Consider the following 25573-nt stretch of genomic DNA (forward strand, 5'->3'; position numbering starts at 1 on the left):
ATACATAAGATTATTCTAACTGATGAATCAAACCTGTACAACGCTATTAATTAGTGGTGTACTTTGGAGCGGAATGACTGGTGTACTTTGCTGTGGAATGGTGGTGTAGTATGGTCCGGAATATTCAGTAACCACCTTAGTTTCAAAATAAATCATTTTGGTTCAAAATATGGTTCACTTCTGAATATTAGGTATCAAAGAACTGAATGATAAAGATTTAAGACTGAGATGCATATCCTCTCATAATCTTTTGGTCACTGGTTCGAGCCCAGTTGGGAGCACTGAAAAAGCCTGTAAGTTACTAACTTACAGGCTTTTATTTTTTATCAGGGGGCTATTTAGGGGGCAGTGATTGTAACAACTTTAATTTTAAAATATTAAAAAACTATTTGTTATAGTATTTCAAAAATTTATTATGTAATTGTTCATCATCTACATACTTTGCAAAAGTTGTTGACTTATTATATAAATAAAACTCATCAATATAATGTTTTAGAAATTCAAGATGAGGGATATTTGGAGCAGTATAGCTTTTATTAATTAGTTTATTTGTTTCAGATTCTGAAAAAAGAATTTTGATATAATTGGATATTATAATTTCTCTTGTATAATCATCATAATTTCCAGACCATTTTTTACCAATTAGTGTTTCTTCAATTAATTTAATGAAATTATTATCCCTAGAAACATAATCTTTGACAATATTTACAATTCTATCATCATACACATAATGATCATTCATAATCTCTACGGTTGATAATTTAAATAATTCAAAAACCTTTTTTACGTCTTCATTTCTAATGATTAAATTTTTTAGTGTATTTATATATAATTCTAAAATCACCTCTTTAAATTCACTGTTTAAAACCTTGTTATCTTCAGCATCTAATCGTAAAATTCTTAATACAATATCAGAAACCACTTCTAAGTAGACGGTTTTATTTTTACCATTTCTATCTTCTTTATAAGATTCTAGCACATCTCTTAATAATCCATATAATTCATCGGGTAAAGGGATTTTATTGAGAAATCCTGAGATAATTACATCACGTGAGAATTTCGGATCTTTTAAATTTAGTAAAGCAGGCATTAAGTTTTTATCTTTATTATCACTTAAATAGATTAAAAGTATGCTAAAAAGATCTTTTTTAATCATTTCATCTTCTGACAGCCACTCGTTGAATTTATCTGCAATCTCAAAATTTGACTTTTCAATTGTATCAAAAAATTCGACTATACTTAAGCCATAATTTGCATAATTAAAGTACAATAATCTATTTTCTCTAGAGTAACCTTTTATATTATTTTTATTTGACCCTAAAAGCTCTAATAAATTTTTAATATGCAAAATTTGACATTTCGAAATTTTATCAATATTCAATTCTTTTTGACAAGGATCATGATTAGATTCATCTTCTTGTATGAAAGAATTTATAAAATCTACATTATTAAGTATTCGATTATATACAATAGTGTTACTAGATTTAATAGCTTCCAGAATCAATAAATCTGTATAATCAATATTACCTCTCAATTTATTATAAGCAATTTTAAAAGAATTAATTAATCGATTTACTTGTCTTAAATTTCTAATCATTGCTGCAAAAGATTCATTTCTTAATAAATCACTTAATGAATCAATTAATTTTGAATCGTTAAATTCACTCTTAAATTTATCTAAAATGGTTTTTTCATATAAATCATTACTTAAGATAGGGAGTGATATTAATACATTGAAAATTTTTTCTATATACTTTGCATTATCAATTTTAGAGTTTACATAATCTATATCAATCCCTGCTATAAAAAATGTATTAGCAAAATTTGCTGAATTTCTAATCAACTTTAGTACACTCATTAACTCTTGGCTATCAAGCCTATCCGTATCATCAACTATTATGATTATTTTTTTACGAGAAAGTTGTAATTGACAGGAAATCTCTTTCTTAAGATCAAATAAAGACTTACTTCCCCCCATTAGTTTAACGAGTTTAAGAGAAAGATTTAATTTATCATTTTCATAACTATCAGATATTTGACTAACATAATTTTCTATGTCGGTAGTTAATTCTTTATTCAAGAATTTGGTCGATGATATAAACTCAGAAAAAAAGGCATCTATCAAATTACTTGAATCATACTGCCAAGGATTGAATTCAATAATAATGTAATCATCACGATAAACTTCCAAATCCCTTTTAATTAAATTTGAAAAAAATGTCTTACCATCCCCCCAATTACCAACAACACCGACATTAAAAGCTTGTTCAGTTTCTGTGTTATGTATAAATTTAATAAGCTCACTACTTAATCCTGAAAAATTTAAAAGATCTGATGCACTACTATTATCTAATACGAACTGGTAATCTTTATTTTCAGTATCTTTTCTAACATAATATAATGACCACTTACTAGTATAAATAATTAATGTAATTAACATACCAAAGGCTAATAGTTCAACATGATCCGAAAGTTCAACTTCCCAAAATACACTATTAGAAATAAATACATTGAATACATAAATTATGACAATTGAATACCATAGAGAATTTATTGTTATTAAATAACCATGTCTCAGTCTATTAAATATTACTCTTGCAATATTTAAAACAAAAATATAGATTACTACAATAAGTAAGTTTTCATTGATTTTGAAATTTGATTTTAAAAACACTAGTAAACTTTTAACATGACTATTTAAAATATAATCATCAAAACCAACCAATGTCATAGCAAATAAAAAGCACAAAATTGCTTTTGATAATTTGAATTCTTTTAAATATTTTTTTTCATCAAATTCATATTGCCACATTGGTCGAAATAGTCTTTTAAAATTTAATGATTCCAAAGCTTTATCAAGGAAATTTATCATATCTACACCTCCAATACTTTATCAATTTCCTTCATTAGTCGATCTGTTTCTGTTAGAGCGACGATCATTTTTTGGTAATGCAAGACATCATCAAAGTCCAGTTCGCGGTCTTTACGGTCTTTGAGCCATTTTTGAGCAGGTTGGTAGCCTCCTATATAGAAGTTCCAAGCAAGTTCGGACACCTTATCGAAATACTGTGCTTCGTTGATATAGACTTTGCCATCTTTGAATACTGGCTTGCCTACGATATTGCTACCTCCTACTGGATAAGAAGTAATCAAATCTTCTACTTTTTTGTTTTCTAAAAGATGTAGCTCTCGTATTTGTCCACCAAGCTCAACCAATTGCCAAAATGCTGTCGCATCCGCAGGATAAGGCACTCTCGGAAAATCTATCTTCAAGAATTCCTTGTATTTCTCGCGATAAGCTGGCGAATGTAATACCGCATAGATATAGTCTAAAAGATCTATTGGTGCAAATGTATTTTCTGTATCTTCTTTCTCGTTGGTAAACGTTAGCCCCAATCCTTTTGCTATTTCAGCTACAATTTCTTTGTTTAGATTTGGAATACGTTCTTGTTGTTCGTCTGTACTTAATTGTCCATTGGTTTCGGGATATAAATAAAGAGGGAATACTTGACAGCCTTCTTTAGTTTTATTTGAAATAAAACATTGATCTGATATTTTGTCAGATATAAAAATATGGTAAAAATCATTACTAGCTAATTGCCTAACACTTATTAACGAATAATTTTTTGATTTTTCTTTGAAATTCCCTAGTACTTTTGTATTTAAACGAGCTACAAACTTATCATCATAATAAACGTATCTCGTATCAAAGCATCTATAATTTTGAATTCTAAATTTAAAATCATTTATTCCTTCTTTTTTTAGATGTTCCCTCGCCAAAAATAGATTCCATTTGTCATTATCTTTTAGTTTTAAATTGTATTTTTCACTTAAAACATCATCAGATAATTCTGGATTTAAAAAATCCAGCAATCTATTTCTTACACTATCAATTTCAAAATCAGTTATAAACTTATCTTTTTTTGTAAGTAAACCTAATGAATTAATTACAAACAATTCATTTAATGCAATATTTTGCATATAAATATTTTGTAAGGACATGTCCTTAGTAACCATAAAATAATTCGGAGGATTACTTTCTAATTTTGAAAAAGAAATTGCTTTAATATCATTTTCAATCAGAAATTCATATTTCCTCTCTCGCTTACCAAACAAATCATAGTGATATACTTGACCTAATTCATCTTTAGCTTTTTTCCCGGTTTTGACGAATAGATTAATGGAAACCCCTTGCATTATATCAAATACATTCTGGTCTATACCTCCATCGTGAGCAGTTTCTTTCTTTTTCGCATTACCATGCAAATCTATGGTATAGATTTTATCATAAGTTTTGAGCAAATTCCATCGCATTCCTCTAAAAGTTGGATTATCCAAAAAGCCATGTGGATTGATAAAAGCCAAAATACCCGAACCATTCTTCTCGATGAAATGTTGTCCAAAACGAATGAATTTCACATAATCATCATTTATAAATTTCGAATTTTGCTCTTTAAGTTTTTCTTTTCCTCCTGGCTCCTTCTTATAATCCTCCATCAAATCCATTATCCACTTACCCTTATTAGCAGACTCTCCACTATATGGTGGATTACCTATTATAACCATCACTGGAGTATCTTTCTTTACTTCATTGGCTTGATTGGATTCGTCAGATAGCCAAGAGCTAAATAAGGTATTCGAATCAGGATGGGCCTCTTCGAGCGAATTGGTCAAGAAGATACGGAAACGTTGATTGTCTTCGGCTACATAACCAGTCTCCGACAAGAGCATATCCATCTTAAGATGAGCCATCGCATAGGAAGCCATCAAGAGCTCAAATCCATTCATACGTGGTATTAGGTCTTCTTTGACATACTTCTGCCACATGCCTTCCATGCCTTTGAATTTGCTGTGTATATGCTTAATGGTCTCCGCTAAGAAAGTTCCTGTACCCGTAGCTGGATCGAGTACCTGTACACGATGCACTTCACGTTCGTAATCGGTTACACCGCCTTTGTGACGCTTATCGGCAGATTGTACCTTGACTTTGATTTTCGTTTTTGAATTATCGGCCAATCCTTTTAAAAGTCCAAACTCATCTTTCAATATATCATCTACTGCACGTACAATGAAATTAACTACAGGCTGTGGTGTGTACCACACTCCCCTCGCTTTGCGTAAGGATTTATCATATTCGGCTAAGAATGTCTCATAGAAATGAATAATTGGATCCTCCATCTTGGTCGAGCGTCCAAAAGTCTTCATGATCTTGGCCACATCTGTAGCTAAGAATATTGTCACCAATTCGTCCACTATCCAGACAATACGGCTATCTACATCAAATCCCGCAATATCTTGAAATAACTTACGCAAAAAAGGATTAGATTTAGGAATCAGCTCCGCAGCTTCCATACGTGAGAATGTCGGCAAAGATGGATCATGATATCGTGCTGCAAACATACCATAAGCTATCGTCTGTGCGTATATATCTGCAAATGAACGATTGGTAATATCGTGTATAAGCATCTGCTTAAACGAAAGCATTTGCCCCTTTAGCGAAGAATTTTGCTCTTGAGCATCATCATAATCTAAGGACTGTTCGATCACATTAGCCATCAATCGAGCTTTACCAGCCATCAGTTGCGCTAGCTTTGTCGGTGACTTGATAGTCTGCGTGATGGTTTCAGCAAAATTTTTGATTAAAGTCTCGAACTGCTCAAAATTAGCATTTAAGCCGATAATATTTCCATTCTCGATTTGAGCGATGCGAATCTCTACCACAAACTCACCATCTTTATAAAACACAAAATGCAGGTAATCTGTAATAATTAGATTGGACAATCCTAATCGGTAACGATCAAATTGCTCTTTTAAAGTCTTGCTCTTTAAGTCGACATTAATATCCTTTGCTTCAATGTAGCCGATAGGGATATTGGCTTTACCTTTGGTCAACACATAATCTGGAGCTCCACACTCAACACGAGCTGGCTCATTAGTTACTAATATATCTTGGGGTAATATTGATGCTAATAATCGTTGCAAATCTCCTCTGTATGAATGCTCACGCGCATTCCCTGTAGCATAAAGTCGATTTATATTCTCAATGTATTGCTGTACTGAAAAATCCATTTATTTAAGCGAATGAATATGGTTTAAATTGTTTTAAAATTAGTTAAAATAAGTGAAAGGAATGATTTATCTTTCGAAATATTAAAACTCAACAAATCTTAAATTATGAATACTTTATTAGATATAGACAAAATTGTAGGATACCTATTGCCTCTTAAAGAGAAACTTCACCGACTTTATAATTGGAATGCTAAAATTGACAGATTAGTGGAACTTCAAATTATCGATAATGCGCAACTGATTTCTTGGAACAGTCTATCTAACTTTGAAAAAGAATTAAAAATAAAACACACTCTAAATCAACATTTGAATGATGCAAACTCAGTAAATTCCGTCGATAGTAAATTTGATGAATTATGTTTATGGATAATAAAAGATTGGGGAGGCATAAATCTTAATAAAGAGGTAGTAAAACCTTTGGTTAATCAATTTATAAATAAAAAAGACTGGGGTTTCAATAAAATAGCAAGTATTTCAAAAGTAGCTTCTTTTATGTTTCCAGAAGAATTTATCATATATGATTCAAGAATTGCCTATTCATTAAATTGGATAATTCTTAAAACCAATGCTGGTAATAAATACTTCCCTATTCCTGAAGGTAGAAACTCAAAAATGACTTCATTTGATATGAATACGTTAATTCATATCAAACATGCTAATAATTTCTTTACAAATGACCACCAAGAATTATTGGGTAAAAATAAATTTATCAGTAAAAGAGATCAGATTATCTACTTCGATAAAAAGGATGCATACAAACGTCTAAATAGACTCATCAAAGAGATAAGCGTAAAATTATGGGATGGAGATTTAGAAAAGACACAAAAATTGTTCTATACAGAAATGTTATTATTTTCTATAGCGGACAACGTGATTTTTCAAGACATAGTAAAACATTTTATGGATAATAATTCAATTTTCCAGAATTCATCAGAATAACATTTTCAATGAAATACGATAGAGATTTAGCACTACAAACTCGTATCAACACGCATCTAAGTCGAATTACAGGTATCGAAAAGGACTATTACCAAGACCTTTCAATAAGTGATATTTTTGAGCTTAAAACAGTATTGGCCGACATTAATAATATGCTTACTTACAAAACAACAATGTATGCAGCTGAGTGGTTGATAGATTTTTTTCAACTAGATAAAGTTTATAGTAAAAAGTTACTGGAACTAATTAAAACTACAAAACCGAATAGCAATGGATTTGATATCAATATTATTAATAAAAATTTGAAAGTTGTAGCAGAAGTCAAATGTATTAATCCCATCAACCTAGGTCATAAGTTTGGATCAGCTCAAAAAAACTCTATAATATCTGACTTTCAAAAACTTAATAATGGAAAGAAAAAACGAAGTGGAGATAGTATAATCGATAATACAAAAGATTTTTACAAAATTTTATTTTTCTTAGATAACGATCATAGAGTAAGCACTGCAATTCATGACTTAGTCAAACGAACTGATTTTAAAATAAAAATATTATCAACCGAAAGCTTTTGTATGATGGATAAAGAACATATTTATATAAAAATTCTATCTGAGATATAGTAATTCCTTATCTTTACAATAATAATTTATTAAACAAAGTAGCGTAAGCTATCCTTGTGGTTTAACTGAAACTGCGACCTTCAATTAAACAACCACTGTAAGGATAGACTTACGCCCGTGCCTGATATTGGGCGTGGGCTAAGTCTGTCTGGTTGTTTGGTTGTCGCAGACCACAGTTAAGGACATGATCTTAGTTTCACGCCTTTCTTTATTTCTCAAAATAAACTTAAAATGGCACAAGAAAGATTTTATTACACTTCCAAAAGCTCCCCTTTACTTTCAGTTGATGAGTCCATAATAATTCAGATTTTGACAATGTATGAAGATGGAACTTCGGTTGGCTTGATTAAGGAAACATTCCCAGATGTTAAGATTAACAAAAACCTTTATATGTTTCTGCCTTATATAATCACCGATGATATTTGTGACTGTGGTAAACCTTTGTACAGAAAAACAAAAGGGAGAACATCATTCGCTGAAGAACTTACCTATTGCCCTGCTTGCAAGCATGATGGAACCCCCGAATGTTTATGTAAAACTTGCGTTTTAAAAAGAAAAAATGAGCTTGAGGCTAGAAAAGTACAATTTTATAAAACTTGGGATAGTTATTATGATAAAACTTATAACTCAGCTATTGAATTAAGTAATCTAAGTACTTATGAAGAAGTTCAATTAGTTATACTCATTCACGAATACTTTAATAAAGAATCAAAATCCTTCGATTTCATACATGCTCGTCTAATGGAAGTAAATTTCGGTATACGCCAACTTCCTACGGAAATCTTTAAATTCACTAAAGCATTTATTGATAAAAAGATCCTAATTCCAGAAAAAGAAGTCGAATATTCAACCTCGCTCGATCATTACGGTGATTTAGGTCTTTTTCAACCTCAACTAAGTTTGGCTAATTGCCAATGGACACTCAATTTAGCGAAAGATGGTAACACTTTGACTGTAGGAGAAATCTTCAATTATCTTATCAAAAAAGATTACACAGCTGCTCAACGTGAGATATTTTGGAAAGAATGCTATCAAGAAAGTATAATCAACTACTTTGAATATAGCACCAGAAACTATGCGAATTTTGATCTTATTAAACAAAATTTAGAATTAATCGCAGATGAACTATTTAATCACTACAGTTTATCAAAAGCCTACAGATTAATCTATTATGGTATACAACGAACATTAACCCATAAAGCAAAATATAGTACAACTATCAAAAGTGCAAATAGCTATCTGCGAAACTTGATGCTATCGAATATTGAGAAGTACAACCTTCCAGAACATAAGCCAAATTTAAAAGACTTCAATCTTGTAGAATTATCAGAATCCTACTTCACGCATTATATCAAACGCTACATTTTGCGAAGTAGTCAAGAGTATTTCTATTACAACTTGGCTGACATTAGACACAAATTTTAATCACATAAAACTATTAAATCATGAGAACAATTATCAAAATTTCATTCCTTCTGGTCGCGCTTATCAGCTTTTCTTGCAGCAAGAACAATAATGATAACCCAAGTCCGAATCAATCAACTAAAAAGGTCGTAGAAGTAAAAATTAGTTACGGATCGAACTATGCTGATTATGCAGCTAATCTAGGTTTACAAGTAGCTAGTGTGGACGCTGACTTGAAAAGTGATTTCAAGTTTGTAGGCATAAATTCTACTTTATCGATATTTCATGAAGCAAGCATAATACATCAAGCCAACGTATCCCCGATCCCTAGCGCTACATCAAGTATCAAAACTTCCGCTACTGTTAGTACCTTCACTATTTCATCAGTCTTTACCAATTTGAAAGAAAATGCTAAACCGCTAACAGTGACGTATGAATTTTATGTAGACAGCAAAAAGACAACAACTAAAACACTTGTCTTTGAGCAAAATGATTATGCCGCTAAATCATTGATTCTGGATGTTACAAATCCAAAAGAACTAATTGAAAACTAAACATTTAAAAACAAACAGCATTATATATTTATATAATGCTGTTTGTATATATTTATATAACTCTTGAATATATAATTATATAATAATTTAACGCCTCATCCTTCTTCTTTTTCTTCTTTCCTCTTCATCTATTTGTTCAGCGCTAACACTACCAAGTAAGCCACTAAGATTGCTAATAAGGGAATTTGAATCATGAGATAGCCCGTTAGAAATAGATTCTTCAATCTCTGACTCTGTTTCTTCATCTGTGCGATCTCCGTGAGAATGGGCTGTAAATCTTGAATCACCTCCTTTTCTGTCATTGAATTCATTTTCTGATACAGTATATTTTGATTCTTTATAACTTTTACTTGATATTCCGATAGTTCGATCATCGCCAATTTCACTTCCTCTATTTGCTTTGTTAAGCTCAGTTTCAAATCTTGATCTTGTATCAATGTTTGTTTGACGAACTGTTTCGCCATCTCTGCTTTGTTTGCCATAATTTAGATTTTGAGATAAATTATTCCATTTAAATTGATTTCCAAGCTTTTGACCTTTAGCTATAAATCCATTTTGACTGATATAAGTTATACCAGAAACTCTTCCTGTGCTGCTGGATTGATTAAACAAGAGGTAAATTCCATTCAACTTACAATTCTCTATAAACGACTGTATATCTACAGAAACACCTAATGCTGACTTAACTTTTTCTTGCATTAAAATTCTTTCTGAGGGATGTCCAGTGCGTTGAATCATTTCTAGCTCATCTTTTGTTGGTGCTCGATCTAGTGCTTCATGAGACGATCTAACCTTTTCTAAGTTAAAGCGTATCTCAAGTTCTCTACAGACCGCTTCGCTCCTTCTGTAATTATTGGAATCAGAAACTACATGTACTTTACCTTGCTCATTAATCGATAAACGATGTAATAAAAGATGGATATGTATATGATTATGATCTTCTCCATCGTTATGTTTGTACAAGACAAATAAATTATCATCCGTAAAACCCATTCCTTTTTTATAAGCTTCAGCTATAGCTATTAAATCAGCATTTCTTAAATGTGTATCCTTCTCAGAAAAACTTAATGCAACATGATATCCATCATTTGTCAACTTGGAATTTAGTTTATTCAGCATTCCAATTTCTTTCATAATTTCTGCCTTATTATATTCCAGAAAATTATGACCCAAGACTTCTGCACGATGAGATTTATCTTTAAGTTTAAGCTTGTTATCATTATAATCTAATGCTGCAGCAAAACTGTGTACTTTTTGCATTGCTATCATAAACTGTATATTTTAGATTTTATCATTTGGAGAATTGCGTACAATTCAGTCATTATGGAATTATCAATTTCTGAAATTCGACTTTGATTAATAGCTTTTACATATTGATTAAAGTTTACTCCAATTTTTCTTAGCTGTTGGTAGGTTTGGACATCTAGAATAGGTTGAATAGACTCAGGAGTTTTAGCCTTCATCAGTAGTGAACGTATTACTTCTGGGCTATTATTCTTAGTAGCAAAAACTATTGCATCGAGCTTCCTTTTCTCTTTTATATTTAAACGAACTTTTACCTCGAAAATTCGTTTTTCTTCTTTACTTAGCAGTTTTCTTTTCATAATTAAACGAAGTGCAATTTTTTGAGCAAGCGTTGAAGAGGGACTCTCAACATGGCTTGCTCACTTTCAAGCTATTTCTTATTTAGTAAGTAATCCCCTACATCCTTATAGTCTTTGTAAAATCCATTTAGAGGGATTACTTTATCAGGATATTTATTCATTAATGCATTCAAAATTTCCATTCCTGCAGGATCATTGTCTGTGCTAGCGTATAAAGTGTCGTATGTAGCTGAATACTCTGACAATACCTCAAACACCTTCAACTTGGTAGAGACCGAGTTCATGATGATAAAGTCATTCTTCAGCTCCATTTTCTTATTAAGGCATAACTTTGGGTAAAGGCTTAATAAAGACACAAAATCGCTCCAGCTTTCCAAAATCACTACGCTAGAAGAGCCATTCTTTATATGAGTGATATCTTTGGCTACAAGACACATTTTGTGCCGTACAAAGTCTTGTTTAGCCTTATTCCAGTATTCCCAACTCAACTCGTAGCCTTGACTGTCATTTTCAAAACCGACAGCATAGTAAACCTTATTATTTATCTTAAAATGAACTTCACAGAGATACCTCCAATATTGCTGATGGATCCTTCTTCGATTCAGATATTTTATGAGATTAGGGTTTTGGATTTTTTTAATAGCTAGGATTTCATAACGATCTTTGTCTTCTTTTTTAGAAAGCTGATTACGTTCTTTTTTTTGCTTAATAAAAGAAGAAGTTAGATCAAAGGAATCCAGTAATGACAAAGCATGTTGAACTGAACAGCGATAATATCGAACCATGTAATCTACAACATTACCTGCCTCTCCTGTCCCCCAATCCTTGTATGTGTTGTCATCCTCATTCACGACAAAACTTGCTGTCCGTTCTTCTCTAAACGGACTAATGAACCAATGGCATTTTTTGCCTTTATTATTTCTCGAATACGACTCTTTATACCCTTGTTTGTGGAGTATTGAGAGTAGTGATATTCTTGTATTAGCAATTGAGCAATTCATGAGTTTTAAGTCTAATACCTATATTTAGGGTCGTATTTTCTAAAAAGTTTGATGATTTGATGACAATCAGATGCAATAAACTGAACAACAATAAATTAAGATGTCATCAAACCGTCATCAAACCATCATTTTTTGATGACACTTGATGATTGATGACGGTAATTCTAAAATAGTTTGATGATTGATGATACTTTGATGATTGTTTGATGATTATTTAAATAACTAACAATCAATATATTAAACATAACAATCATCAAATCATCAATATTTTACGCAACTCGTAACCTTTTAATGTATAATACCTACCTTTCAGATGAGCTTCATAAATTATTCCTGAGGTATCATACTTATAAGTTGTGTAATTAAAAGTGTTATCTGACAATGGAATCTTCCAATTATCTATGATCCGTTTTACATCACCTCTTGTGAGTTTTATGTTATTACTCCGCAGCAATTCTATTGCATCCTTATTCGTAAAATGAAACTCTTCCAAATTATAGGAATCCATTATTTCAGAAATAACATTTAAAAGTTCTAATTCAATTTTATTACGAAATCTACCTTTAATCTTTAAAAGAGCTCCCTTATTCCATTTACTCATTTCATCTACTAGATATTTTCCTTCTAGCTTAACGTACCGTCTAAAGCTTCTTTCATCTTTATGATTACTAATTGTCTTAACGACACGCTCTGGAATCCCCAATTCAAGAGAAACCGAAATGAAAGTTTTCCTCATTACATGGCTTGTTATCAACTCAAACTTATAAAACTCACGTTTTTCAGCAATAGCTCCACGAAATCGTGTTAAAACAATTTTCTTATCCCATCCAAGTAATTCACAACATTTTTTCAGATTTATATTAAGCTTAGTACTCGTTATTTTGGGAATAGGTTCATAGATTGTTCCTTTATACCTTTCAATTAATTGCTTTAAATGATCACTAATTGGGACTAAGTGATTAAATGTTTTTGTTTTTTGAATTGTAATATTTATCAAATCATCTTCTAATATAGCGTCACTGACAGCATAAACATCACAATGTCTTAATCCAGTAAATGCTCCAAAACAAAACATGTCACGCGATCTATTTAAAGCTCCATTTTCAAATTCATAATTAAACAAAATCATTAACTCATCATAAGTTAAACGAATGACTTCTATTTCATTCTCAATCCTTTTGAGCTCTTTATAATAAAGGTTATTATGATAATTTCTTTTAAGTCCCCATGTCATAAATGTTTTTAATACAGCGATAATTCTGCTATAATAATTATTTAAATACCTTTTTTCGTTAAAGCAATAATCCATAAAAGCCTCTTCAAACCTATAATCTATAGTATCAAAACGAACTGGGAATTTAGTAAAATCCTTGAATTGGAAAATTTTGTGTTTACAAGTAGTTATTTTCTTTATTGTACTTTTTGCTTTAGTATTTTTACATACGTAAATGTACTCATCAAAAGCTTGAAAGAAATCAATAGCTACAGATTTATTATTAGACTCGAACCGATCTAAAAACTCTTTTTCGGAAAACTCTATGTTATTATACTTGAAGAACTCAAATATATTATCAACCTTATCTTTAATCTAAAACAAGGCTTTATTCCATTCCTTATACTCCTTAGCAAATGGATGATTTTTAGAATAAACGATTGTTTCCGTTTCAGAATCCCAATCATCTAATGCAGACTTAACTTCTAAATTCTTACGAATTCTAATTTTCTCATGTTTCACTACCAATCTAATTGGTGCTAGTCCAATTTTTGACACTTTGTCTTTTCTAATTTCAAAATTATACCTCATTGTAACAAACTTTAATGTAGGGGGCAATACAGGGGGCAGAATTTTTATTAAAGCCTATTAAAATGGATTAAAGACTCTGAAAACAAATTCATAACAAACTGTATTTCAATACACTAAAGTATATTAAAATAAACTAAAAAATCAAATTAGAACAGTTGGGAGCACTGAAATCCTCACAGAAATGTGGGGATTTTTTGTATATAAACCTATGCTAATGCTGTTTTAACGTCGTTTTTAATTCTTTCGCCTAACGAGTGGTTAAAAAATCTATTATTTAATATATATAACAAATATACTGTAAAAATAGCGAATTTATATGCGTTTTGTCTCGCTCATGTCTCGCAAAAAATCAAGCGCTAATCCCCTATTTTAGAAATCTTATAATAAAAAAATTTAGAAGGTATATATTGTTGCACACTTTTTAATACCCCTAAGGCGTCTTAAAAAGTGTGCAACAATATACAAATAGAACAATCATCTTAATACAGCTCGTTGTCCTGCGAGTTGAGTGAAGGTCGTTGAAGAATGTAAATTTAATTTTTTAATCCGAAATGTTTATCATGGCATAAGATGTATATAATGTCATCAAATCATTCCCATAGCGGGCAATGACATTAGAAAAACCAGAGTCTAAGACTTAGCATTTGTTTGTTCTAATTGACATCGAATGTTATGTGTAAAAATTATAGCGAGCACTTTCTTTACAATTTATGAACTGTGGAAAATTTATCAATTTAATTACTGACTAACATTTTAGAAACGGTATTTTAAAGGTTTTCCTGCGGATGGAATTGCATCAACCTACCTTTAGGGTCAATTTTTACTGAATAATAATTTCCATTGTAATAATAGCCTTTGTCATTTTGAATGTGAAATCCTTTACCATCTCTCAGACGACTTTCAATAGCATCTTTATTTGCCTCTAATACAATATTGATAATTCTCCTTATATCTTTTAAGGCATATTGGAAACCTGTACCCTGACCTTTTGAAGATTCGTTGATCAGGAATTTCTTATAGTGTCTCAAATAGATGTGTATGAAACGCTCAAAATCCCAATAAACATGTTGTGTCCATCCCCAGAGCGTTAAAGTTTCCGCTTCAAACCCGTAGACCAACTTCATCAATTCCATCCAAGCTTCTTTGTTTTTTGTTTCAAGTTTATTTATATGTTTGGGTGCAATACCCAAATGACGACATATAAAAGCGATCCGTTCTTTCCTACGGTTGCCAAGTGCGGTGTTCAGTGCGGCCTTAAAAGGGCTATTCTTTCGATCTGCATATACCATTGTTGTCAAAGAGGTAATCAGCACATCATCATAAAACTTTCCCGTTTCAGGATTTATTAAAAAAGCTTTTTTATCATCGTCTGAAAGTTTCTCGGGTTCTAATAGGAGCAGTAGGCTATAATATTTTTGTTTTTCAGATGGAATTAATGGAATACCCTCTTCTATTCTTTTTCTAAAAATCAATAATTGCATCCTTTCCCCATCAAACAAATCAGGGCTAAACTCAACATTGATTGTATTCGGAATATCTTTAATTCCCTCATTGTCATATTGATTTTTGATGGGGCCTATATCTAGCATACTTAGCCGTCTGATATCCCTTGCCATAAATCCTTCTGTTTTGAGCAACTCATTTTTTTCGACATCCTGCAAAGCGCCATCGAGTAATACTAAACCATCGTCATTACCTATATTATTGGAATTCATCTCAAGTTTTAATTTTGCACGCTCTGACGGTGTATAAATAATATAACCATATACAGTATTACCATACTTTTGATAAGCTTCCGAGCCATAATAAAAATCAAATATGGCATAGCGATCAAACTGACCAACTTGAATAAAAATATTCTGTATCGAATGATTTAAAGGTAAATCCATAGTTTATTAATGTTATTCTTCGTATGGTCTGTTTGCCCAATCAATTAACTGCTCAATTCCATTTCTAGCCCTTAGGAAAAATGGTAAGCCTGACGGGTCAACATTATCATTGGGATTTGCTAGCTTCTTCAAACGAATTGTCTGCTTCAATGATTTCGGTTTCTTTGGTGATTATCAGTTAATAAATATATCTTATACTAAGATACCAATTAAGTAATAATGGAGTATAATTCAAAACTGATTAATAAACCGTAAGAATTTTACTTTCCCAATTTGCGTATGTTCTTTTGCTTTTTTGTACAATCGTTCTTCGGTTTATTGGTTTCTTTTGTATTAATATCATATTGAACAGTGCTATCTTTCAACTGACTTAATCGCTTCAAATCCTCCAACAAAAGGTTCTAGTTTCGTGCCTGCGGGATCACAAACAAAATCTTCTTAGAAATGAGAAGTTTTTGTTTATAGCCACATCAGAATTATTTAAGCTAAAAATCTAAAATTAAACAGTTAATTAATCTTATTAATAACACTTAATTCAAAAATAGATAAAAATCTGATTTTCATCTAATAACTTTGCACGTCATTCTTTTACATAAATAATACCATATAATTTAGTGTCTAAATACCTAAAATCAAATTGCACACTTTTTCATCCCCCTAAGGGGTCTTAATTTTCTGCAACAATTTACAAATAGCACAATCATCTTAATACAGCTCGCCGTCCTGCGAGTTGAGCGAAGGTCGTTGAAGAGAAATGCGCAAGCATGATTCAACGATATCTATGAAATAGACGAAGACTGTTGGCGATATTTTTGTTTCAAAAATCGTGACAACATCGAAGCCTGAGCGATTCGCAGGCGAGCCAAAGTCTAAAAGCAATTGGATTTTGACCAGGTATGCTAATACTTTGTCAAAAGACAAAAGAGCTTTTATGAAGTGTAGGGATTACCAAAGCATGAATTATGACAAACAGTGAAACAATAAATTAGAAATTGTGAGTATCACTATTTTTAATTTATGAAGTTTGGCGTATATTCATGTCGGGAATTCCGAAACGGAATGCCTTATTTCCATTGTTAGTTAATTTGGTATCAATCCTTTAAATAAATATGTTCTGTATATGATAATTTCAAAAAAAATAATTTCGGCAAATCTTGTCGTGATTTTATTATTAGGAATCGTTAATCATTTAAGTGCTCAAATTAAAGCTGAACCATCGAAAGGAGACACTTTCGAGTATATTCTTCATGAGATAAATGATTTCTCTTATTATGGTAATGATTCTTGGCCTCTTTATGATATTGAGGTTAAATCTTACGATAAAAGGAATAATACTATAACTGTCATTCATTTTAATCCATTGGTAAAATGTAAATATGTAGAAACTTTAAATTTAGATAATATTAAGTCAGTTTTTTTATATGATAATGCTTTATACAAAGTTAATTTAGATACAAAAAAAAGTAACAGAACTAATATGCTAAAAATTACATTTAAGAGTAAAAGCAATAAAGTAGACATATCATGTGAAGATGGCACTATACTTGATAATTATAAAGATGAAATTTCCATAGCAATTTACGACTATGATAGGGCTTTAAAATTTGAGAGAGCTATTCTTCATATGATTAAATTATCTGGAAACAAATTTAACCCAAATTTATTCTAGAGGTAAATGTATTACCTGTTATGAATTTCTTTTAGGCTATCTTACATAAGCGAAAGGTGCGATTTTTTTGTGAGGATTCTGTTGGAAGTGTTTAATATCTCCTATTTACAATAAGTATAAATACAAAAAAATACTAACGTTATAAAGTCCTGGTTTATATCGTTAGTATTTTTAGTTATATCAAAAGTTAATGATCTAAACCAGACCATTAACAGTATTCTATTTCTTAGACTTTCTTGAGGTACTGTAAGTCGTAGATGGATTTTTTGTAGCAGTGGTTTTAGTCACATACCTTCCAGTTTCGGCACTTCGATATTGTTTAGAGTTACGAGATTTAGATGATTTAGTTTGTGCCATTGAACTAGCGATAGAAAAACAAACGATTAAAATTGATGTTAGTAAATATTTCATAATTATATTAATTTTCAACCAATATAATAAAAATCCTTCATCGCTTACAATCAAAAGTTCGCACATCTCAATTTCTAATTCCTAACTAGCTTTCAGAATATTTACAAAATTGGACTTCAAAATTAACGCTTATAACCTTTCGGAATTTTAGAATCCATTCTTTTTTTTAACTTTAGCTTATTATGAAATACAACCTAGAGTGGTTAAAAGACCAAGTGAACCAAGGTCGTAATACTAACAATATATTTTTCTGGAGAGAATTCCCTAATACAGAAATAACAAAATCTTGCTTAAGTCAATGGTATCATGCACCATTCACATCAAATGAATTTACTTTCAATACCACCGAACATTACATGATGGCAAGGAAAGCACTTCTATTCCGTGACAAAGAAACATTTATTAAAATAGTTAATGCTAATACACCTAGTGAAGCAAAATCATTAGGCAGGCAAGTCAAAAAATTTGATGAAGCGATATGGAACGAACATAAGTTTGACATTGTAGTTAAAGGTAATTTATTGAAGTTTTCTCAGAATAAGCCTTTAAAAGATTATTTACTAAGTACAAATGATAGCATTCTTGTTGAAGCTAGTCCATATGACAGAATTTGGGGAATTGGGTTAGATGAAAATAGTCCTCACGTAAATGATCCATTGGGCTAAGTCTGTCTGGTCTTTTGGGTATCCTAGTACCTCAGTTAAGGACATGATTTTAGTTTCACGCCTTTTTTATTACTCAAAATAAACTTAAATATTATGGCACAAAGCAAATTCTATTCTCCATCAGGCTTTAAAAATCCTACAAAAATTTCAATATTATGAAAGGTTGTATTACAGGTTTCATAGCTATTCTGTTGAGTACATATATCTCAATGGCTGGAATCTTTACTAAGCATGAAGGCCGGTCTCTTTTGTATATCGCTATCATTTGGATACTATTCTTTATTATAAATAAACCTCGTAAACGATAATATTATGGAATTACCTCAACACTATATGCATATTAAGAATATGCTGAATCTAACATTATTTGGCTCGACAAATAAGGATGATGAATTTATTACATCTGAAAAAATAGCTATTCATCCAAATTATGTCAAATACCATAAGGAATTTAAAGACCAAGATATTCTAGTTGACAATGACTATCTCAGAGAGTGTATTAAGTTCTATTTAGAAGGATTAAATAATTCGGAAAAAAAAGAAATAGTAAAAATTGTCGAGGAGAATCCTCTTTTAGTTTTTGCTTTGACTATTCTGCAACAGTATAGAAAAACAAAAAAATCTGAATCGGTAAAGAGTATAGAAGCCGATTATGAGACCTATCTTCAAAAATCAAAAGTACCAGAGCACTAAGAAAGCCTGTAAGTTAGCAACTTACAGGCTTTTATTTTTACTAGAGGGCTCTATAGGGGGGGGCGGTGTTTGTAACGATAACCTAATAATTGCATTCAATTTTTATAGAAATTTCTAGCTCCATTTCATTTTTTAACTCTAAATGCTTTTCCATTACTGATTCTCTTGATATTTGTGAATAAACAACCTTCTATCTAATTTTTAAATAAAAATTATCAAAGTCCAAATCAATGGATCCATTTTGATTAGTTTCTATAAATAATTGACTCAATAAAGAACTATTTACAATAGCCTTTGTTCATTTTATATAACAGAAGTATAACATTAAACTGAATAATTATGGCAAAACTAGATGGAAAAAGAATTGCAATATTAACAGAAGATGGTTTTGAAAAAATTGAACTAACTAGTCCTAAAGATGCATTAGCAGATGCTGGTGCTCAAGTTGACATCATATCTCCGAAAGAAGATATAGTTCGTTCAAAACAAGGAGATGCTTGGGATGAAGATTTTAAAGTTGATATACCTTTAAAAGACGCCGATGTCTCTAATTACGATGGCTTATTAATTCCTGGCGGAGTAATCAATCCTGATAAATTGCGGGTAAACGAGGAGGCATTACGTTTTGTTAAAGCTTTTTTCAGTGCAGGAAAACCAGTGGCAGCTATATGTCATGGACCACAAGTGTTAATTGACGCAGAAGTCGTTGAAGGTAGAAAGTTAACTTCAGTTGAAGCTATCAAAAGGGATTTGATTAATGCTAAGGCTTTATGGGAAGATAGAGAGGTAGTCACAGATCAAGGATTAGTTACTAGCCGAACACCTGACGATTTACCAGCTTTTAATAAAAAAATTGTCGAGGAATTTGCAGAAGGTATACATGCTGGACAGCACGAATAGCCTCCAACGTAGAGTCCTAAACTTAAAGCTGCTTTTAATGAAAGGCAGCTTTCTTTTTATACCGAACATTATTTACTTTTAACCATATGAATCATCAGCATACTTTTACCGCAAATTTAAAATGGAATAAAACTGAGGCAACAAATGATAATTCGAAAAAGGTTTATACAAAGAATCATATTGTCGAGATTGAAGGAAAACCTGATCTAGCTGTTTCCGCTGCTAAAAGCTTTAAAGGAGATCCGAGTAATTATAACCCCGAAGATTTGTTACTTACGAGTCTTATGTCTTGTCATATGATGTCCTATTTATATGTTTGCCAACTACATAGTATTGATGTAATATCCTATCAAGATAATGCAACGGCAGCTTTAGAAATTTATTCTGATGGTTCGGGAAAAATTATCGAAGTTATTTTAAATCCAATTGTGATAATACGAGATAATATTCACGTAAATTTAGCTATTACCTTACATCAACAAGCGAATAAACTTTGTTTCATCGCCAATTCATGTAATTTCCCTGTTATTCATCATCCTAAATGTAGTGCTTTTGAAGAATAATATAGTTTATTAGTACTTCAATGCATCACAATACTTGACATTCAGAAGAAGTTGTTTTTTCAAAGCCATTCTGAAAATGTAATTTTGTAGATCAAAAGATGTAAGACAAGATGTTTAGCTTTAAAAATGATTATTCTGAAGGTGCACATATCAATATTCTTCAGAAATTAATTGATACAAACTTAATTCAACAGCATGGCTATGGTGAGGACGACTATTCCATACAAGCTAAAGATTTACTTTGTCAGAAATTAAATAAGCCCGATGCATCAATCTTTTTTCTTTCTGCAGGTACACAGAGTAATTTAATAGTAATTGCCTCATTATTACGTATTCATGAAGCCGTAATAAGCGCTAAAACTGGACATATCTACGCAAATGAAACAGGAGCAATTGAGGCTACAGGACATCGAATTATCACCATTGAGACAGACAATGGCAAACTAAATCCCGCTCAAATTGAAAAAGTTTTGGTAGAATATACCTTACGACCACATGTGGTAAAACCAAGAATGGTCTATATTTCAAATTCTACTGAGATTGGAACAATATATTCTAAGTCCGAATTAGAAGAACTGTCCACTTATTGCAAGGCTAACAGTTTGCTATTATATTTAGATGGGGCAAGGTTAGGTCATGCTTTGATGGCATGTAATAACGATTTGAAGATTTCTGATATAGCTAACTTTACGGATGTTTTCTATATTGGAGGCACCAAAAATGGTGCTCTATTTGGTGAAGCTGTAGTGTTTAACAATCCTATTTTAGCTGAAGATTTTGATTTTATTCTAAAACAAAAGGGAGCTCTATTAGCCAAAGGCAGAACGTTAGGCATTCAATTTTATGAATTATTTCATAATGACCTTTATTTTGAATTAGCAAGCCATGCGAATCAATTGGCGCAAAAGATAGCAAATGCATTTGAAGATTGCGGATATAGCTTCCTGACACGATCACCTACAAATCAAATCTTTCCTATTTTACCTCATAAATTTATAAGTCAATTACGTATAAACTATGATTTCTATAATTGGAAATCAATTGATGATAATCATGACTCAGTACGTATAATCACTTCATGGGCTACACCTTTAAATGTTGTAGACGAATTTATTTTTGATATAAAACAATTGGATTCCAATCTTTAAAAAAAATAAAAGAGCTTGATATCCCATCAAGCTCTACAAACACTGATTTACTTATATATACTAATAATGATTATTCAATTTGATTATTTGTAACGTTCTGCCAACGTCTTCATGAAAAATCCTCCTACTACACTTCTCGCTTTGAAATTCTCGCGAATACCAGTTTGTCCATTATAAAAATCATTCAGTGGAACTCTAGTTTCTGCATTCAAGGCATGGAAATATACACGATCTACTAAAGCATCAAATTGAGATTTGTTAGGTGCAAATGTCGCTGTCCACATAATCCAATCGTTCTTAGTAAAAGCACTTCTGTTGTCAAGTGGTACGCCATATTTCATTTGTTTGGTCAAATAGTAGTTGATTTCCTTATCATAAACTTCTTGTGGAAAGAGATTTAGCTTCAATACTTTGTCCCACACTAAATTATATTTAAGACTCCAAGTATTCTTATTATCAAATGTCAAAGCATAATGGTCGCCTGCATCAGCCATTTTCATCCAATTTTTTACCATTTCATCTGCAATAGCTCTATACTTTTGTGCAGTTTGATTTTCACCAATAGCTTCAGCCATTTGCGCATAACAAGCAATTCCAACTATAGCTTTTACAGATAAATTTACATTACGTGCTAAATGTCCTGCAAAATCATCTGTACATAATTGTGTTTTCGGATCAAAACCTTCTTTTACCAAATAGTCTGTCCACATCGTGAGCGTCTTCCAATGCTTTTTTGCATAGCTCATATCTTTCTGTACATGAGCAATTGCTGCAGTAAGGATAACCATATTGCCCGATTCTTCTACTGGCATGGGTTCTCCATAAGTCTGACCATTAGCCAATGGATAAGTTCCTAAGTCATGTGCCGCCCACTCGTAAGGATATTTTCCACTTTCAGTGAAATAAAATATTCCTGTAAGCATACCTTTCAACAACTCTGGATTATATAACAAATACAATGGTGCTGATGGATATGTTACATCTACTGTATTGATGAATCCCCCACTATTATTCTCCTTGGACAACCATAGTAATTCTTTCTCAGGACTTTCAACCAAGGTATGTGCTGCAATACTTTGTCGGTAAGCTAATACATTTAAGTGTGCATATTTGACTCCACCAGCTTTTACAGCTTCAGCTTGCATCTGTTTATCAAAAGCTCTACATTTTGCCAGTATCTTATTATAATCTAATGCGGCTTGCGCTAATTGATCTTCAAACACAGCATTGCCAGTGCGATTCCAATATGGGCGTAAATTCTGTTTAAAATATTGTATTGCCAATACCTCATCATAGCCCAATTGAATAAATTTACTTGTTTCATTTTTAGTTACTTGGTCAAAAGCTAATACTGTATTTAGTGCTAAGTTTTTACCTTTTAAAGCACGTGTCGATGTCTTTCCACTGCGAAAATCTGCTAATGCCTTTGAACCTTCTGTTAGATATTGAACTGCTTTATCTTTATTTTGTGTCACAACATAAAAATATCCCCAGTCTATTCGCATATCATCTGCAGCTTTCTGTAGAAATGGTTGCTCTACAGTACCCACTTTTAAGATGTTAAGGTTTTTTGCTATATATTGCTTCGCCTCTACTTCTTGGCTAGGTCTGTACACCGCGATATTTGAAGATGCGGATAAGAGAACTTTTGCTGTATGTGTTTTATTATCGTTGGATTTCAGACTATAAGTGATATAAGAAACAGGTCTTGCCAATACATCCAAATCATCCATTAAAAGTGGAGAAGTAAACATAACTTTTAAATCAACCGCCCCTGCTTTGAAATTGTAAATTGTACTTGTCGCCGTAAACTCTACTCCTGTCTGCTTTGCGACTTGCATTTTTGGTCCGGTCTCTTTTGGTTTATTTACTAACCCAAAATCCAAATAACGTCCTCCTGCTGAATTCTTTAAGTGAATAGCAATGATATTGTTTCCTTTCTTTAGGTCAGATTTTTGAAGTGGAATATGTGTGAATGTGCTTGTCCAGCCAATTTTACTGTACACAGATTTACCATTTAAATATACCTCTACATTATCATCGTGATTTAATTTCAAGAATAATTCATTTATAGTACTTACATCCGAAATGTCAAAAGTACGACGTACCCAGATTTGATCAGAATTCCATCTTGTCTTGTAATCACCATTATCTCCAATCGGTGCTGCACCATTTTTCCAATTACTAGCATCATATCTCAAGGATTTCCAGTCACCTTTTGGCTCTTGTAGCGTATAGTCAACTGTAAACGCTTTTTCTTCAGCCGTATGAAGAAGAGGAGTATAATAAGCAGGCTCTTTACCCATAAATCGATACAATTGTCCATCGACCTCCACTACTCCCAATAAAGAATTATCCGCATCTGTCCAATGTTTAGTCACAGAAGCATGTAATTCATCAGTCATTGACCAAATACTAAAATTAGGGTTATGCGTAATTAATGGATAAGCGGGCGCAATTCGTTCTTGTGCATTAACTTGGATAAAATTGAAGAACAAAATGAACCCAGCAATGATGTAGATGTAAAAGGTAGTTAGTGTAGGGATCAGCGCAATCTGCCTAGCAAAAAAAATATTCATACGGAAATAAAAATTTTAGTCTATAATTCGTTAGTTTTTCAAATTCTTATAGCTGTTCGTCTATCAACAATCTATAAAGATTTATGAATAACAAATAAAATAGTAATATTTTAAAATAAACCATCACTTTGTCTCGTAATTCCGTCAATTCTTATCACAGTAGTAATCCCACACTATAATTTGATATTTATAGAGTCAAACAGTCCTATATTAGGATATGAACACCGAACAAAAAAACACGTGAATATAAACTATCTCAATAGTCAATGGTTCATTTTACAAGCAGACGCATCCAAAATTACTTAATAGACACAGATATGTTAACTACAGATAAGGAAAAGCAAGAGTCAACCGCATTTTACAAGAAAGCATTAGAAATGCTGAACTCCAGTGAATGTCAATTTATGCTAGGTGGTGCCTTTGCTATGTTTCGGTACACGGGCATTTTTCGTGACACAAAGGATTTAGATATATTTTGTAAAAGCAGCGAATACCCGCGTATACTCAAATATTTTGCTGAAAAAGGTTATCGCACCGAAGTAACGGATGCGAGGTGGTTAGCTAAAGTATTTCATGGAGATTATTTTATTGACATCATATTTGATACCGTAAACAACATCTGTACGGTCGATGATTCATGGTATGAACGAGCCACCATTGGAGAATTCGCCGCTGTACCTGTTAAGTTTATACCAGTGGAAGAGCTTATTTGGTGTAAAATCTATGTACAAAACCGAGAAAGAAACGACAATGCAGATGTTAATCATATTCTGCTGAAATATGGCGCAAATGTGGATTGGAAAATCCTTTTTCAGCGCCTAGACACGCATTGGCATCTCCTACTCGCACAACTTCTCATATTTCAATTTGTATATCCCTCCGAGTATAGAGATATCATTCCTAAATGGCTTTTTGATGAATTGATTCGGCGAGCTAATGAACAGTATGAATTGCCTGCCCCTATTGAGCGTGTATGTAGGGGGCCGCTAATCGACCAAACACAATATCAGGTGGATGTAAAAGAATGGAATTATAAAAGCTACACTATAACCACTGTCTAA

General features: G+C 31.9%; 21 protein-coding genes. 11 read left to right on the forward strand and 10 right to left on the reverse strand.

Annotated elements, in window-relative coordinates; translation table 11 throughout:
• Positions 1-385: 385 nt before the first annotated feature.
• Positions 386-2872 carry a KAP family P-loop NTPase fold protein gene (locus GOQ17_RS08490; protein ID WP_159636900.1) on the reverse strand — a complete coding sequence of 829 codons (2487 nt, stop codon included), beginning with the start codon at positions 2870-2872 and terminating at the stop codon, positions 386-388.
• Positions 2873-2874: 2 nt separating this feature from the next.
• Positions 2875-6069 carry a type ISP restriction/modification enzyme gene (locus tag GOQ17_RS08495; protein WP_159636901.1) on the reverse strand — a complete coding sequence of 1065 codons (3195 nt, stop codon included), beginning with the start codon at positions 6067-6069 and terminating at the stop codon, positions 2875-2877.
• 105 nt (positions 6070-6174) lie between these two features.
• On the opposite strand from GOQ17_RS08495, the gene GOQ17_RS08500 reads away from it, so the two are divergent.
• The 4 genes from GOQ17_RS08500 (at position 6175) to GOQ17_RS08515 (ending at position 9586) form a co-directional block, all read left to right on the forward strand.
• Positions 6175-7008 carry a hypothetical protein gene (locus GOQ17_RS08500; RefSeq protein WP_159636902.1) on the forward strand — a complete coding sequence of 278 codons (834 nt, stop codon included), beginning with the start codon at positions 6175-6177 and terminating at the stop codon, positions 7006-7008.
• An 8-nt stretch (positions 7009-7016) separates the two neighbouring features.
• Positions 7017-7628 carry a hypothetical protein gene (locus GOQ17_RS08505; protein ID WP_159636903.1) on the forward strand — a complete coding sequence of 204 codons (612 nt, stop codon included), beginning with the start codon at positions 7017-7019 and terminating at the stop codon, positions 7626-7628.
• 231 nt (positions 7629-7859) lie between these two features.
• The gene (locus tag GOQ17_RS08510) at positions 7860-9053 is read left to right on the forward strand and encodes a hypothetical protein (RefSeq protein WP_159636904.1); all 1194 of its coding nucleotides are present in this window, start codon (positions 7860-7862) and stop codon (positions 9051-9053) included.
• 20 nt (positions 9054-9073) lie between these two features.
• Positions 9074-9586 carry a beta-barrel fold lipoprotein gene (locus GOQ17_RS08515; protein WP_159636905.1) on the forward strand — a complete coding sequence of 171 codons (513 nt, stop codon included), beginning with the start codon at positions 9074-9076 and terminating at the stop codon, positions 9584-9586.
• Between the two features lie 87 nt (positions 9587-9673).
• On the opposite strand, the gene GOQ17_RS08520 is transcribed toward GOQ17_RS08515, so the two are convergent.
• From GOQ17_RS08520 to GOQ17_RS08550, 7 genes are all read right to left on the reverse strand, one after another.
• Positions 9674-10855 (reverse strand): relaxase/mobilization nuclease domain-containing protein, encoded by a 1182-nt coding sequence (locus tag GOQ17_RS08520; RefSeq protein WP_159636906.1) that lies wholly within the window; start codon positions 10853-10855, stop codon positions 9674-9676.
• Positions 10852-11190, reverse strand: coding sequence for a hypothetical protein (locus GOQ17_RS08525; RefSeq protein WP_159636907.1), 339 nt, complete (start codon positions 11188-11190; stop codon positions 10852-10854). Before GOQ17_RS08525 ends, GOQ17_RS08520 begins: the two co-directional genes overlap by 4 nt.
• 71 nt (positions 11191-11261) lie before the next feature.
• Entirely contained in the window at positions 11262-12191 is a 930-nt protein-coding gene (locus GOQ17_RS08530) for a DUF8464 domain-containing protein (protein WP_159636908.1), read from the reverse strand.
• A 253-nt stretch (positions 12192-12444) separates the two neighbouring features.
• Positions 12445-13779, reverse strand: coding sequence for a tyrosine-type recombinase/integrase (locus GOQ17_RS08535; protein WP_317163266.1), 1335 nt, complete (start codon positions 13777-13779; stop codon positions 12445-12447).
• The gene (locus GOQ17_RS08540) at positions 13780-13995 is read right to left on the reverse strand and encodes a hypothetical protein (protein ID WP_159636910.1); all 216 of its coding nucleotides are present in this window, start codon (positions 13993-13995) and stop codon (positions 13780-13782) included.
• Between the two features lie 767 nt (positions 13996-14762).
• Complete coding sequence (locus tag GOQ17_RS08545) at positions 14763-15884, reverse strand: hypothetical protein (protein WP_159636911.1); 1122 nt, start codon at positions 15882-15884, stop codon at positions 14763-14765.
• A gap of 12 nt (positions 15885-15896) precedes the next feature.
• Complete coding sequence (locus GOQ17_RS08550) at positions 15897-16034, reverse strand: hypothetical protein (protein ID WP_159636913.1); 138 nt, start codon at positions 16032-16034, stop codon at positions 15897-15899.
• A 970-nt stretch (positions 16035-17004) separates the two neighbouring features.
• Here GOQ17_RS08550 and GOQ17_RS08555 point away from each other — a divergent pair.
• From GOQ17_RS08555 to GOQ17_RS08580, 6 genes are all read left to right on the forward strand, one after another.
• Positions 17005-17553, forward strand: a complete 549-nt coding sequence (locus GOQ17_RS08555; RefSeq protein WP_159636914.1) for a hypothetical protein — start codon at positions 17005-17007, stop codon at positions 17551-17553.
• A gap of 593 nt (positions 17554-18146) precedes the next feature.
• A complete protein-coding gene (gene ybiA, locus GOQ17_RS08560; RefSeq protein ID WP_159636915.1) occupies positions 18147-18629 on the forward strand; it encodes a riboflavin biosynthesis intermediates N-glycosidase in 483 nt (160 codons plus the stop codon).
• Positions 18630-18941: 312 nt separating this feature from the next.
• Positions 18942-19322: a hypothetical protein gene (locus tag GOQ17_RS08565; protein WP_159636916.1), complete on the forward strand. Its 381-nt coding sequence runs from the start codon at positions 18942-18944 to the stop codon at positions 19320-19322.
• A 339-nt stretch (positions 19323-19661) separates the two neighbouring features.
• On the forward strand, positions 19662-20222 hold the full coding sequence (locus GOQ17_RS08570; RefSeq protein ID WP_159636917.1) for a type 1 glutamine amidotransferase domain-containing protein: 561 nt from the start codon (positions 19662-19664) through the stop codon (positions 20220-20222).
• A gap of 86 nt (positions 20223-20308) precedes the next feature.
• Complete coding sequence (locus GOQ17_RS08575; RefSeq protein ID WP_159636918.1) at positions 20309-20785, forward strand: OsmC family protein; 477 nt, start codon at positions 20309-20311, stop codon at positions 20783-20785.
• Positions 20786-20895: 110 nt separating this feature from the next.
• Positions 20896-21933 carry a threonine aldolase family protein gene (locus GOQ17_RS08580; protein ID WP_159636919.1) on the forward strand — a complete coding sequence of 346 codons (1038 nt, stop codon included), beginning with the start codon at positions 20896-20898 and terminating at the stop codon, positions 21931-21933.
• A gap of 83 nt (positions 21934-22016) precedes the next feature.
• Here GOQ17_RS08580 and GOQ17_RS08585 read toward each other — a convergent pair whose 3' ends face one another.
• The gene (locus GOQ17_RS08585) at positions 22017-24512 is read right to left on the reverse strand and encodes a glutaminase family protein (protein ID WP_159636921.1); all 2496 of its coding nucleotides are present in this window, start codon (positions 24510-24512) and stop codon (positions 22017-22019) included.
• Positions 24513-24829: 317 nt separating this feature from the next.
• Here GOQ17_RS08585 and GOQ17_RS08590 point away from each other — a divergent pair, with 317 nt between their 5' ends.
• A complete protein-coding gene (locus GOQ17_RS08590; protein WP_159636979.1) occupies positions 24830-25573 on the forward strand; it encodes a nucleotidyltransferase in 744 nt (247 codons plus the stop codon).

This window comes from Sphingobacterium composti, assembly GCF_009829075.1.
Classification (GTDB): domain Bacteria; phylum Bacteroidota; class Bacteroidia; order Sphingobacteriales; family Sphingobacteriaceae; genus Sphingobacterium; species Sphingobacterium composti.